13 protein-coding genes are annotated in these 13,240 nt (G+C 44.7%); 6 read left to right on the top strand and 7 right to left on the bottom strand.

Annotated elements, in window-relative coordinates:
- Nucleotides 1-21: 21 nt before the first annotated feature.
- The 4 genes from DCO17_RS04235 to DCO17_RS04220 are packed head-to-tail and all read right to left on the bottom strand — an operon-like array spanning nucleotide 22 to nucleotide 3,733.
- Complete coding sequence (locus tag DCO17_RS04235) at nucleotides 22-957, bottom strand: Bug family tripartite tricarboxylate transporter substrate binding protein (RefSeq protein WP_173955548.1); 936 nt, start codon at nucleotides 955-957, stop codon at nucleotides 22-24.
- Between the two features lie 57 nt (nucleotides 958-1,014).
- A complete protein-coding gene (locus DCO17_RS04230; protein ID WP_173955547.1) occupies nucleotides 1,015-2,064 on the bottom strand; it encodes an Ldh family oxidoreductase in 1,050 nt (349 codons plus the stop codon).
- 6 nt (nucleotides 2,065-2,070) lie between these two features.
- Entirely contained in the window at nucleotides 2,071-2,793 is a 723-nt protein-coding gene (locus DCO17_RS04225) for a GntR family transcriptional regulator (protein WP_173955546.1), read from the bottom strand.
- 13 nt (nucleotides 2,794-2,806) lie between these two features.
- Nucleotides 2,807-3,733, bottom strand: coding sequence for an SMP-30/gluconolactonase/LRE family protein (locus DCO17_RS04220; protein ID WP_173956703.1), 927 nt, complete (start codon nucleotides 3,731-3,733; stop codon nucleotides 2,807-2,809).
- A 146-nt stretch (nucleotides 3,734-3,879) separates the two neighbouring features.
- On the opposite strand from DCO17_RS04220, the gene DCO17_RS04215 reads away from it, so the two are divergent.
- The gene (locus tag DCO17_RS04215) at nucleotides 3,880-4,815 is read left to right on the top strand and encodes a 3-hydroxyacyl-CoA dehydrogenase family protein (RefSeq protein WP_173955545.1); all 936 of its coding nucleotides are present in this window, start codon (nucleotides 3,880-3,882) and stop codon (nucleotides 4,813-4,815) included.
- Here DCO17_RS04215 and DCO17_RS04210 read toward each other — a convergent pair.
- Nucleotides 4,802-5,947, bottom strand: coding sequence for a mandelate racemase/muconate lactonizing enzyme family protein (locus DCO17_RS04210; protein ID WP_173955544.1), 1,146 nt, complete (start codon nucleotides 5,945-5,947; stop codon nucleotides 4,802-4,804). The genes DCO17_RS04215 and DCO17_RS04210 overlap by 14 nt on opposite strands.
- Before the next feature lie 61 nt (nucleotides 5,948-6,008).
- Between DCO17_RS04210 and DCO17_RS04205 the strand changes: the two genes are divergently transcribed.
- The 4 genes from DCO17_RS04205 to DCO17_RS04190 all read left to right on the top strand — a co-directional run bounded on the left by DCO17_RS04205 (nucleotide 6,009) and on the right by DCO17_RS04190 (nucleotide 9,924).
- Nucleotides 6,009-6,971, top strand: coding sequence for a Bug family tripartite tricarboxylate transporter substrate binding protein (locus DCO17_RS04205; RefSeq protein ID WP_173955543.1), 963 nt, complete (start codon nucleotides 6,009-6,011; stop codon nucleotides 6,969-6,971).
- A gap of 27 nt (nucleotides 6,972-6,998) precedes the next feature.
- Nucleotides 6,999-8,546, top strand: a complete 1,548-nt coding sequence (locus DCO17_RS04200; protein WP_173955542.1) for a UxaA family hydrolase — start codon at nucleotides 6,999-7,001, stop codon at nucleotides 8,544-8,546.
- A gap of 72 nt (nucleotides 8,547-8,618) precedes the next feature.
- Nucleotides 8,619-9,599, top strand: coding sequence for a DnaJ C-terminal domain-containing protein (locus tag DCO17_RS04195; protein WP_173955541.1), 981 nt, complete (start codon nucleotides 8,619-8,621; stop codon nucleotides 9,597-9,599).
- 4 nt (nucleotides 9,600-9,603) lie between these two features.
- Nucleotides 9,604-9,924, top strand: coding sequence for a chaperone modulator CbpM (locus DCO17_RS04190; protein WP_173955540.1), 321 nt, complete (start codon nucleotides 9,604-9,606; stop codon nucleotides 9,922-9,924).
- A gap of 4 nt (nucleotides 9,925-9,928) precedes the next feature.
- Here DCO17_RS04190 and DCO17_RS04185 read toward each other — a convergent pair whose 3' ends face one another.
- Nucleotides 9,929-11,845 (bottom strand): ATP-binding cassette domain-containing protein, encoded by a 1,917-nt coding sequence (locus DCO17_RS04185; RefSeq protein ID WP_173955539.1) that lies wholly within the window; start codon nucleotides 11,843-11,845, stop codon nucleotides 9,929-9,931.
- A gap of 67 nt (nucleotides 11,846-11,912) precedes the next feature.
- Here DCO17_RS04185 and DCO17_RS04180 point away from each other — a divergent pair, with 67 nt between their 5' ends.
- Entirely contained in the window at nucleotides 11,913-12,509 is a 597-nt protein-coding gene (locus tag DCO17_RS04180) for a P-loop nucleotide/nucleoside kinase family protein (protein ID WP_173955538.1), read from the top strand.
- Between the two features lie 49 nt (nucleotides 12,510-12,558).
- On the opposite strand, the gene DCO17_RS04175 is transcribed toward DCO17_RS04180, so the two are convergent.
- Complete coding sequence (locus DCO17_RS04175) at nucleotides 12,559-13,239, bottom strand: OmpW/AlkL family protein (RefSeq protein ID WP_173955537.1); 681 nt, start codon at nucleotides 13,237-13,239, stop codon at nucleotides 12,559-12,561.
- Nucleotide 13,240: the final 1 nt, after the last annotated feature.

Here is a 13,240-nt window from a genome sequence, read left to right as displayed (position 1 = left end):
TCGGTAAAACTGGGTTTAGATTTAGTCGAGCTTAATCTTGGCTTTTTCCATCACCACTTTCCACCTAGCAATATCGGAAAAGTAAAGTTCTGAGAACTGCTTGGTATCCATAGGCGCGATTTGTACGCCTGCCTTTTGAAAACGCTCCTTCATCTCAGGAGTTTCCAGAATTTTCAGAGTTGAATTGTTAAGTGCTTTGACAATATTTTGTGGAGTTCCAGCTGGAACAAACATGCCCTGCCACAAAGCCATCTCATAACCCTTCACTCCAGCCTCTTGAATGGTTATTAACTCAGGGGCACCACTAAAACGATTCTTACTTGTCACTGCTAAAGCTCTCGCCTTATCACCTTTATAAAGAGGAAGACCTACTGGCATACCAGCGAAATAGAAATCAATTTGACCTCCTACTAAATCTGTCGCTGCAGGTGAGCCACCTTTATAAGGCACGTGAATGGCCTGTAAACCAGTGGTAGCCAGAAATAACTCGCCTGCCATATGATCAGAATTTCCAATACCAGAAGAACCGAAACTCAATTTACCCGGATCCGCTTTCAGCATTGCCATTAGATCAGCCACGGTTTTTGCCGGAGAATTATTGTTCACGATCAAAATGTGAGGAGTGGCCGCAACACCTACTACAGGCAATAAATCTTTTTGGCCGTTAAAAGGTAATTTTGGATTTGCGGCAACATTAATTGCTAAACCGTTTTGAGCAAATAGGATGGTGTAGCCATCAGGAGCGCTTTTGGCGACTGCTTCAGCAGCCAAACTTCCCGCTGCACCACCACGATTTTCAACAACTATTGGTTGTTTAAGCGCAATACTTAAATCGTTCGCAATCATTCTGCCTACGATATCGGTTGAGCTACCTGGCGCATAACCAATCATCATCTTGATCGGTTTGTCTGGATAGGCAGCATTGACTGCTCCTACCAAAAGGCCGGTGATCGCCACACTAATTGCTATGTTTTTATATATATTTTTTTAAACATATTGTCTCCTCCAGAATTTTTACAGTACTAGTGATGTGATTCCGCATTCTCTAGCGCAGGCATTTAAGGCATCTAATAGTTCGGGCGAAACTGGTATGCCCAGTTTCTGTCTTTCTGCCATAGTTTTGGCGGCACCTTCTCCTGGCACACGAATTTCCTTAACACCCGGAAGGGTTGTTGAGCTCTTTAAATCATTCACCAACTCAATCACCCGAGCAATGAAATCATCCTTGTTGCCAAAAGCGCTTGGATCCACCGCAATAATCGTTTGCCCAGTATTGGTAACCAAATCATGGTGAGCATTGAAATCAATAGTTCCCTTGCCTACTGCCGCATTATTTAAAGCACCAGCCAATAGGCCAATCATGACCGCCAAACCATAGCCTTTGTAACCACCGATAGGCAATAAAGAGCCTTCAGCAGATCGCTTAGGATCTGTAATCGGTTTGCCTTGTTTATCAATCATCCAATCATCAGGAATGGATTCGCCCTTTTGCGCGGCCACTTTTACTTTGCCGTAGGCGGCGACTGTAGTTGCTATATCCAACAAGACAATCGGCTCTTTGCCAGCAGGAACCGCAATAGCAATCGGGTTGGTTGATAAGAGCAAATCAATTCCACCCCATGGAGCCATATGATTTGCATTACCTACAGCCATGTAAATGCCAATATATCCTTGCTCGGCTAGTTTACGAACATAAACCGAAGCAGCGCCAGAATGATTTCCAAAATGGCTGCCAATCCAGCAGACGCTGTGTTGTTTCACCTTCTCAAGCGCTAGCTCTACTGCGCGATTCATAACTAAATGACCTAATGCATTGTCGCCATTAATAAGTGCCGTCGCACCCTGCTCACGTTCAACACGAATATTGGGCTGAAGATTTACACCGCCAGCACGAATTCTCTTCAGGTAAGCGGGTAATCGGAAGATGCCATGCCCATCAGCACCAGCCAAATCTGACTGCACCATCAAATTAGCAATAATTTTCGCATCCGCTGCAGGCACTTTTTCCGCTTCAAGAGCACTAGCAATAAAACCTTCTGCATCTGCAATGGATAAATATTTCATCGTGATTTATACCTCTGAGCTCGCTTTAAATTCCATGCTGTATTTGTATTTATTTTCTGGATGGTGCGTGACCGTTACCTCAAACAACTTATCTTGGTCATCAAAATAGCGACGAATAATTACCAAGCATGAGGCATTGGGCTCTATATTCAACTTTTTGGAAATAACAGGCGATGCGGCTCCTGCATAAACATCCACTTCAGCACGTTCAATACGAGCCCCATATTTCTTTTCAATCTGCTCGTACACCATTACTTGAGTGTGCTCAGGGTCTTTAGTCAAAGATGCAAACTGCGGCAGGATATAAATATCTGTCCACGCAATAACCTCTTCCAGCTTTTGGCGTTTGCGTATTCCACCAATGTGATACCAAGAAGATCCAACCGGAGCGCCAACGATTTGACTCAAGGATTGATCTAACTCGATATATTCCTCAACTAAGTTCTCGCGATAGGTATCTCGTGAATAGCTCAAAATATCAATCGGGGAATTAAAGCTTTGCGTGAAACGACGCAAACGTTGGCGGGATACGACTTTTGTAGGTGCGCCTTGATGGCGATAGATCAATCCATTCGCTTCCAAAATCTGCAAAGCATGTCGCAAAGTATGTCGACTAGACCCAAAGTCTCGGCACAGGTCTGCCTCAGCAGGCAAGACAGACCCCACCGGCCAGTCTCCGTTATAAATACGTTGCTCTAGCGTATTCGCTAGAGACTTGTATAACGGCAATCGCTCAGACAATTTAGGAAAGTCCAAACATTTTTTTGCCAGCCACTGGCAAAGTTACTTTCAAAATATCGCCTGACAAAGATTCGGTAATGTAGAGATCTTTATTGTCAGGGCCACCAAAGCACATATTTGCTAAGTGGTGGTGATGTGGGTTCTCGGAATAGATTAAATGGGTTGGCAGCATGTTGCTGTCAAATCTCCAGATGCCGATTCCCAGGTGGCATACCAACAAACCATTCTCAGAATCCATCTCAATACCATCAGGACCTGCAACACCACCAGTTAACTGAATAGCCACACCGGTCTTGGAAACCGAACCATCGGCCATTAAAGGTAGACGCCAAATTTGCTGTGATCGAGTAGCTGCAACAAATACATGCTTCTCTTGAGTGTTTAAAGTAATGCCGTTAGGGCTTGGAACGTTTAACGCCAAGCGATCCAATTGACCGTTTGCACGCAATCTGAATACACGTCCTGTTGGATCTGCGATGCCGGTCTGACCTTGATCCGTGAAATATAGGTCACCATTGGATGCGAAGTGAAGGTCGTTTAAACCCTTGAAGTTCTCGCTATACATGGATCCCAGGATAGTTTCAATTTTTCCTGTTTTTGGATCTAAAGCCAACAATCCTGCTTTGTAGTCACAAATGAATGCGCGACCATCTTTGTGGAACTTCAATCCATTTGGCCATCCATCATATTGAGTAATTAATTCCCAATTGCCTTTGGTGTCGATTCTGAAAATGCGGCCAAAGGGGATATCAACAAACCACAAGTTACCTTCGCGATCAAAGGATGGGCCCTCCAAGAAGCACTCTACTTCTGCTCCCTGACGGTTTGGATCTGACCAGCCAGTACGAGATTTCTTTCTGAATTTCTCTGGCATTGTTGCAAAAACTTCCGTTTTGATTTTTTCTACTGGCTGGAAGGGGTTATGCATGGTCACGCTTTGTCTCCTCGAATTAGTTATACGGATAAGTTATTTTTAAGGTTTCACTATTAAACCATAATTAATGCTAATCTTACGCAATTATTAACGCATCACCTTCTAATCAAATAATTACTTAGCCGTATAGGTTTATAAATATGAAATCTGTAGTCGTTGTTGGAACCGGAATCATGGGCGCAGGTATTGCCGCTGGATTTTTAGCCCGCAGCATCCCTGTAACCATCCTTGGAAGAAATAAAGAAAAGGCGGAGGCCTGCCTTGATAAGGCCCTCACCCTTGCAAAGAAAATTGGCGTGGAAGGAGACAATGCCACCAAAGATCAAGCTGACATCAAGAAGCAGCAGGTCGTTGGAATAGTGGAGGAATACCAGGGGTGGAATGATTCCATGTGGGTCATCGAAACCGTTGCAGAGAACCTTGCATTAAAACAAGAGGTTTTCAAATATCTAGATCAAGTAGTTCCAGCAAATATTCCCATTGGAAGCAATAGCTCCGGTTTCCCAATCAGCAAAATAGCTGAGGGCTTGAAAACTGCAAACCGCATGATGGGCGCACACTACTTCATGCCTGCCGAAGTAGTGCCATTAGTTGAAATTGTCATGGGTCAAAAGACAGATATTCAATACGCGGAGCAAGCTTGTGAGCTCTATAGGTCGGTTGATAAGAAGCCGGTTCTAGTTAAGAAAGATATTCCAGGATTTCTGGCAAACCGCATTCAACATGCCCTCATGAGAGAGGCTTTGTCGCTAGTGCAGGAAGGTATTGCTACTCCAGAGGATATCGACGATGCAGTACGTTATAGCTTTGGATTTCGTTATGCAGCCGTTGGTCCAATGACGCAAAAAGAAATCTCAGGCTGGGACGGAATGGCTAATGCCGCAAAAGAGATCTACCCATCCCTTTCAAACATCACCACCCTACCACCGAAGGTTGTACAACTTATGGCTGATGGTAAAACTGGCATGAAAGCCGGTGAAGGTTTTCGTAAGTGGAGCCCCGAAGAAATTGCTCAGGTATCCGACTCTTATTCACGCAGATTAAAAGCTGCATTTGATGTTCTTAATATTGAATAGTTGAATAACCTTGGGCCACAGCATCTTTAACGCGACTGATATTGGGAGTAATGCCAACCCCAACGATATTCATTTGGGCGCAATCCAAATGCCCCTGATTGGCTCGCAATGGCTTGTCGCAAATATCAAACTGTAGATATTGATTTGACATGCTAAATCCCCAGGGAACCTCGCCTAAGGCAAAGCCAATTGAAGCAGTTGCCGCACCCGATAAGGATGTTTCCGCAACTTTGCATGCCAAATTAAGCTTAAAACTCTTTTCACGCAAGGTCTGGGCGCAAGTCCACGCTTCTAGAATCCCGCCCGTTTTAATCAATTTAAGACTTGCCCCATTAAAAGCTTTAGCCTTCATAAACTCTTCAATTTCTTGGATGCCATGGATAGATTCATCCAAAGCAATGGGGATTGCAGAATGCTTCTTAAGTTTCACAAAATCCTCTAGAGAAGAATTCGCATTGATCAATTGCTCTGCGAAAGATAAATTTTTAGCTTCTGTAGATTCGCAGAAACAAATTGCATCTTCTAAAGACATGGCGCCATTGGCATCAACTGAAACGACATCGCCCTTTAACAACTCAGACAATACCTTAACGCGATGCAAGTCTTCATCTAAAGATAAAAGTCCAATCTTGATTTTCCAATGCTTAAATCCAGCTTGGCGAAATGTTTTTGCATCTTCAATCTCTTTTTCTAAACTGCCACCAAGCATTCTTAGGAGTGGTATCTCATTTGGACTTGCTACAGCATTTCCATTGCTTAATGACTGTAAGTATTTCCAAAGAGGAATGGATTTCTTTTGTGTATATAAATCAAGCAATGCCATTTCTAAACAAGACTTTGCGGATGGATTGCCATATAGAATTGCATCAAGCTGGCTAATAAATCCTTTGGGATCAGCCCATTCTGTTGTGCGTACTTTTTCCGCCAAGTATTTAACACTGGCAAGCAAACTATCAAGGGTCTCGCCCGTCATCAGAGGCGCTACTGACGCTTCCCCCCAACCTTGGCGGCCATCTTCATCAGTCAAGCCTACCAATACAGTTTTGGCATCAACGATCACTTCCTTAGCCATCTTGATTGGCTCAATCAATGGGATGGATAACGGAAAAATGAGAGCCTGAGTAATTTTCATATTAAAAATTAACTAATACACTAAAAGAAACGATTAAAAAAATAATTAGGGAGAACATTACATGAGAAAAGTATTTTTAGCATTGTCGCTAGTCAGTATTTGCTTTGCCTTTAATGTGCAAGCTCAAAGCTACCCTTCTCAGCCGATTAAATTGGTTATTCCATTCGCAGCTGGAGGCCCTTCTGATGTTCTGGCTCGAGGCTTCACACCAAAGCTTGGTGAAAATCTTGGGCAACCCATCATTATTGAAAACAAACCAGGCGCTGGCGCTAACTTAGCGGCAGAGTACGTGGCAAATTCAAAACCAGATGGCTACACATTGTTTTTAATGATGGTAGGAACTCAAGCTATCAATGAAACTCTTTACAAAAAGCTGAATTACAACCTCATCAAAGATTTCTCACCAGTCTCATTAGTTGCTTCTTCCTCATTGTTATTTGTTGCCAATCCCTCAGCCCCTTTTAAAACGATCCCCGAACTTATTGCATACGCTAAAGCAAATCCAAACAAAGTTAGCTTTGCTTCCTCGGGTGCAGGCACCCCCTTGCATTTAGGTGGTGAGCTCTTTAATACACAAGCAGGAACCGACATCCTGCACGTTCCATATAAAGGCGCAGCGCCAGCACTTACCGATGTACTGGGTGGGCAGATTGAAACAGCTTTAGTTGGCACGCCTGCAGCGCTTCCTTATGTTCGTTCAGGAAAATTAATTCCATTAGGAATCACGAGCCTTAAGCGTTCGCCAAACGCGCCTGATATCCCAGCTATTTCTGAATTTCTTCCAAAGTTTGAAGTTGAGTTGGTGTACGCGATTGTTGCCCCTGCTAACACCCCAAAGGCAATTATTGACAAACTCAATTCTCAATTGAATACAGTATTAAATAATCCCGAGATTAAAAGTCAGATCAATGGCAAAGGATTTGACATTGTCACTAGCACTCCCAGCCAGCTAGGTGATTACATCAAATCTGAAGTTGCCAAATGGGGCCCGATCGTCAAGAAATCTGGCGCCACTGCAGAATAATTAAATTCATTTACTAGAAAGCATTCCATGATTGAAATCTCTGAAAAAAAATTAGCCGGCCCAATCATCCGCCTACACCCGAACGACAACATCGTTGTTGCTCGAATAGATGTGGGCATTGGCACTGAAGTGCCTAGCGAAAACTTTACAAGTCGCAGCCAAGTACCTGCAGGCTACAAAATTGCCGCCAAAAAGATTCTTAAAGGTGAACCCATTCTTAAATACAACGTCACCGTTGGTTTTGCCAATACGGATATTGAGCCCGGCACGATGGTTCACAGCCACAATACCGAGTTCCGTGAATTTGATCGCGATTATGCGCATGCCAGCGAATACAAGCCCACTCAAATGCTGCCCGAATCTGAGCGCGCAACCTTCCAAGGCTATGTCCGAGCAAATGGCAAAGTGGGCACTCGTAATTTCATTGGTATTTTGTCGACCGTTAACTGCTCCGCTACTGTAGTAAACAAAATTGCGGCGTATTTCACCCCCGAACGTTTAAAAGATTTTCCGAATGTTGATGGGGTTGTTGCGTTTAGCCACGGTATCGGTTGTGGAATGGAAATGAGTGGCGAGCCGATGCAGTTACTTCGTCGCACTATGGCAGGCTATGCTCGTCACCCTAACCTTGCTGCTGCATTAATTGTGGGTCTTGGTTGCGAGCGCAATCAACTAAAAGGCTTAATGGAGCAAGAGGACCTAAAAGAAGGCTCCAATTTGCACACCTTCATCATGCAAGAGTCTGGCGGTACACGCAAAACCATTGAAGCCGGTATTGAAGCAGTTAAAGCCTTGTTGCCTGAAGCAAATAAAGCTAAACGCCAAACAGTATCTGCAAGTCACCTTACAGTAGGCCTTCAGTGCGGAGGCTCTGATGGCTTCTCATCCATTACAGCCAACCCAGCACTGGGCGCAGCAATTGATATTCTGTCTCGCCATGGTGGTACGGGTATTTTGTCCGAGACTCCTGAGATTTATGGCGTTGAACATACGCTTACCCGCCGCGCAGCCAGCAAAGAAATTGGTGAAAAACTGATTAAACGTATTCGTTGGTGGAAGGATGAATACTCAGTTGGACGCGATGTGCAAATTAACGGCCAAGTTAGCCCAGGAAATCAAATTGGTGGACTAGCTAATATTTTTGAGAAGTCATTAGGCTCTTCCATGAAAGGTGGGACTGGTCCATTAATGGAAGTCTATAAATATGCAGAGCCAGTTACTACGAAAGGCTTTGTATTTATGGATACCCCTGGATTTGACCCTGTATCAGCAACCGGTCAAATTGCCGGCGGCGCGAATCTCGTTGCCTTCACTACTGGACGCGGCTCTATGTTTGGATCTAAACCTGCGCCATGCCTTAAATTGGCTACGAATACCCCTATGTATCAGCGTCTTACTGAAGATATGGACATTAACTGCGGAGAAATTTTGGACGGCACAGTCTCTGTCCAGGAGATGGGTCAACGCATATTTGAATTATTCCTTAGAACGGCGTCTGGAGAACCATCCAAGAGTGAGCTTTTGGGTCTAGGAGACTATGAATTTGTACCTTGGCAAATTGGCGTAATGAGCTAATACGCCTGTAGAATTAATCCAATAACGCAGTATTGATTGGTTAAGGATTAATAGAGGAATTAACGCAGGCATATGAAATTTAGGGATTATTACGAGACCCTCGGTGTTGCTCGCACAGCCACCGAGGCGGAAATCAAATCGGCCTATCGGAAGATGGCTCGCAAGTATCACCCAGATGTCAATAAAGAATCTGGTGCCGAAGAAAAGTTCAAAGAAATTGGTGAAGCCTACGCTGTATTAAAAGATACCGAGAAGCGTGCTGCTTACGATCGCTTTGGCGCTAACTGGAAAAATGGACAAGACTTCACTCCCCCGCCAGACTGGAATGAAGGCTTTGAATATTCCGATGGCGGCTTTGGCGGTGGCCATCCTGGATATGGTGGCGGCTTTGAAGGCGATCAAAGCGAATTTTTTGAATCGTTATTTGGCAGAGGAAAACATCGTCAAGGCGGTAAAGGTAGTCATACACGCCAAGGCATGAATTTCAAAGGGCAAGATCATCATGCCAAAATATTGATTGATCTTGCCGATGCTTATAACGGTGCTAAGCGAACTATTGCCCTGCACATGCCGGCCATGGATGCTAGCGGTCACGTGATCACACAAGAACGTAAATTAGACGTAAGCATTCCAAAAGGCATTAAAGCAGGTCAGAATCTCAGACTTTCTGGACAAGGTGGTCCAGGCGTTGGTCAAGGTCCTGCAGGCGATCTCTTTCTCGAAATTGATTTTCATGCAAACCCCATTTATCGCGTCGATGGAAAAGATGTCTTCATTGATATCCCTCTTGCGCCATGGGAAGCCGCCCTTGGTACCACAGTGAATGTTCCAACTCCTGCTGGATCAACCCTGGAACTGAAGATACCTGCAGGTACCATTGCCGGTCGAAAAATGCGCCTTAAGGGCAAAGGCATACCAAGCGCGGAACCTGGGGACTTATATGTAGTTCCAACTATTTCACTACCTCCCGCTGATACCGATGCTCGCAAAGAGGCGTATCAAAACTTTGAGAAGGCTTTTGATTTCAACCCTAGAACCCATTTGAAGGGATGATGCCATGACACAAATAAACACAAGCAATATCACTTGGATTGAAGGTAGCGTTGTCGAGAATGAAGTGCATATGAGCATTGTTGAGCTCTCACACGCATCACGTACGCCAGAAGATTTAATCATGGCTTGGGTGACTGAGGGGGTACTAAGCCCTACTGGCTCATCACCAGAAGACTGGCGTTTTAGTGGAGATTCTTTGCGTAGAGCTAAGACTGCCGCTCACCTCACCCACGATCTCGAGTTAAATGTTCCTGGCGTTGCTTTAGCCCTTGATCTGCTCGATGAAATTGCGCAGTTACGCTCACAACTTCATCGCGGCGACTAGTTCTTTAAGATTCTGAGCGACTTAGCAAAGCTTCCCAGCGCTGCAACTTTTGATCAAGCCGATCTGTAATCTCACTCAAGCGCGCCTGCATACTGGCAGCTAATTCTGGCTCGTTCTTATATAAATCAGGATTGCTCATCGCAATTCCAATATCCGCTTGCTCAGTCTCCAACTCTTCAATTAGAGCTGGCAACCCTTCTAACTCTTGCCGCTCTTTGCCATTTAGCTTCTGCACGTTATTTTTGGCTACTGGTTTAGGAGTTGGGGTCGAGGTTGGCGCAGGCTCTTGCCTTGCAGGAACCTTTTGACTTTGGTTGGCTGCACGTAATTGCTCTGAACGTGCTTTTTGTATCTTCCAGTCTTCGTAGCCACCCTCGTACTCACGCCAGAAGCCATCGCCTTCATTGGCGATGATGCTAGTAACTACGTTATCCAAGAAATATCGATCATGACTGACCAAGAAAACAGTTCCTTTGTAATCTTGTAACAATTGCTCGAGTAAATCGAGGGTATCAATATCTAAATCGTTTGTTGGTTCATCCAAAACCAGCACATTTGCAGGTCTTGCAAATAAGCGCGCCAATAAAAGGCGATTGCGCTCGCCACCAGACAGTGTACTTACCGGTGAATTGGTTCTCTCTGGCGCGAATAAGAAATCACTCAAATAACTTTTAACGTGTTTCTTATTGCCATTAATTTCAATCCATTCACTACCAGGGCTGATGCAGTCTTCTAGAGATGCATTGAGATTAAGACCTTCGCGCATCTGGTCAAAGTAGGCTACTTCAATACGGGTGCCCATGGTTGCAGAACCAGAGTCTGGCGCAATCGTCCCCAGAATCAATTTCAGTAAAGTAGTTTTGCCGGCGCCATTTGGACCAAGCAAGCCCACCTTATCCCCACGCAATATCGTAGCCGTGAAATCCTTCACAATTGGCTTGTCGTAAGACTTGCTGACGTTTTGTAACTCGGCAACAATCTTGCCACTGCGCTCACCAGCAGAAACGGCAAGCTTCACCTGACCCATCGCATCTCTCCGCTCAGCGCGACTGGCGCGTAACTTTTCCAAGCGGGCAATACGGGCTACGCTGCGAGTGCGTCTTGCTTCAACGCCCTTACGTATCCAAACCTCTTCTTGTGCCAAGAGCTTGTCAGCTCTAGCGTTGGCCAAAGATTCTGCGCTTAGCTCTTGCTCTTTAAGAACTTCGTATTGCGTGAAGTTTCCAGGATAGCTGCGTAGTATTCCACGATCTAGCTCCACTATTTGCGTACAAACATTATCCAAAAATGCTCGATCGTGTGTAATCAGAATCACAGAGCCTTGATATTCTTTCAGAAGCTCTTCTAGCCACGCAATCGAATCTAAATCCAAGTGGTTGGTTGGCTCATCTAACAATAGAACATCCGGAACTTCAACCAATGCCCTAGCAAGTGCCACCCGTTTTTTTGTACCGCCAGATAAATTGCTGATTTTGACGTCAGCATCTAAATGCAAGCGATCTAGAGTTTCGTGAACGCGCTGCTCCCAGTTCCATCCACTCAACGCTTCGAGTTTGGATTGAACTTCATCCAAGCGATGATGAGCAGCATCATCCCATTCCCCAACGCTAAGGGCCTCATACTCCTCACGCAAAGCCTTTGCTTCGGCAACACCCTTGGAAACCGCCTCAAATACTGTTTCTTCTGCCTCAAATATAGGCTCTTGAGGAACATATGCAATACGAAGCTCTTGCTGATACTGCAAGAGTCCATCATCCATTTTCTCTATGCCAGCTAGGATCTTCAGCAAAGAAGATTTGCCGGTGCCGTTACGGCCAATTAAGCCTACGCGCTCGCCCGATTCGAGAGAAAAAGCAGTGTTAGCAAGGAGGTCTACATGGCCAAAAGCCAGTTTTGCATCAGTTAGTACGATTAAAGCCATGGCGACATTATCGTCACTTCAGAGAAATAGAAGAAATTTCTCCCATTTTCTGCGAGACTAATACCAAATGGTCTGCAAACTTACCCCCTCCGCCCCTCGGCTCATCCTTTTCGCAGGACATGCTGGAACAGGTAAATCCACACTAGCTAAAAGAGCTCTGCCTCTTATTATTGAAAGCACTGGCGAAGATTTTTTCTTTTTAGATAAAGACACTGTCTATGGCGCTTTTAGCGCTCATGTGATGGGGCTAACAACCCAGAACCCCAATGATCGCGATAGCCCCTACTATCTTCAAAATTTGAGGGATTGGGAATATCAAGGCTTAATCGATATTACTCGAGAGAATTTGTTGTTGGGTGTCAATGTCATTTTGGTAGGGCCATTTTCAAAAGAGATTCAAAGTGGCCGCATGTTTAACCCTGAAGCACTTGGCATTCCAGCACAAACAAAGATATCCATTGCCTGGATTGATCTTGAAGAAAGCGAAGCAAAGAGTCGAATGGAAAAACGTGATGATCCACGAGATCAATGGAAGCTCGCCCATTGGGATGAATATGCCAAACGCAGGATTGATCCACCCCAGCATTCAAGCATTCAACGATTTGATAATCTGAATTTTAATCAGGCAAAGTTTGAAGAACTCATCAATGCCCTGATCAAATAAAAATAGAGCCCCTAAGGGGCTCTATTTCAAGATACTAAGAACTGAATTCTTAGAACTTGTAAGTCACGCCAACAGAAGGCATGATGGGATTAAGCGTTAACTTGCCGATGCTACCAGCACTAGCTAGCGGACCCGCACCATTTACTTCAGTACTCATCGTTGCGTATTTAACATCCACATTCATACCCCAATTTTTATCCAACATATAGTCTGCACCTACCTGGAAGACTGCGCCAACGCTTGATTGGTTTACAGTAAGAGAATTTGGGTAATTAGTTCCGCCAGCCGCAAAGGAAAAGTTATTTCTATTGCTAAATATGGTGTAGTTCACGCCAGCACCCACATAAGGCTTAAATGCGCCCAAGTCTGTAAAGTGATATTGCAATAAAAGTGATGGAGGCAAAGCAGTAATTGTACCTGTTGGTCCAGCAGTTAGATTTGAGTAAATATTGACACGCTGTGGGTAAGTAAGAACTAATTCAGCTGCAATATTTTTTGTAAAGAAATAAGAAATATCAAATTCCGGAATCCATTGATTTTTGGCTCGCACATTATTTGTTTGAACGCCTGCATTTAAGCCATTAGTTCCGCCATTCGATTGACCATTCTGCCAAAGCAGGTCTGTCGCGCGAACGCGAACCATCCAAGGATTTTCTTCGGCAGCGTGTGCTGCGATTGGGACTAAGGAAGCTACCGCAGCCATTGCTGCTACTAGTGATTTAAGACGCATG

This window comes from Polynucleobacter tropicus (assembly GCF_013307225.1).
In the GTDB taxonomy this organism is placed as follows: Bacteria; Pseudomonadota; Gammaproteobacteria; order Burkholderiales; family Burkholderiaceae; genus Polynucleobacter; species Polynucleobacter tropicus.
The sequence above is the reverse complement of the archived record's forward strand: the minus strand, read 5'-3'. Positions and strand labels throughout refer to the sequence as shown.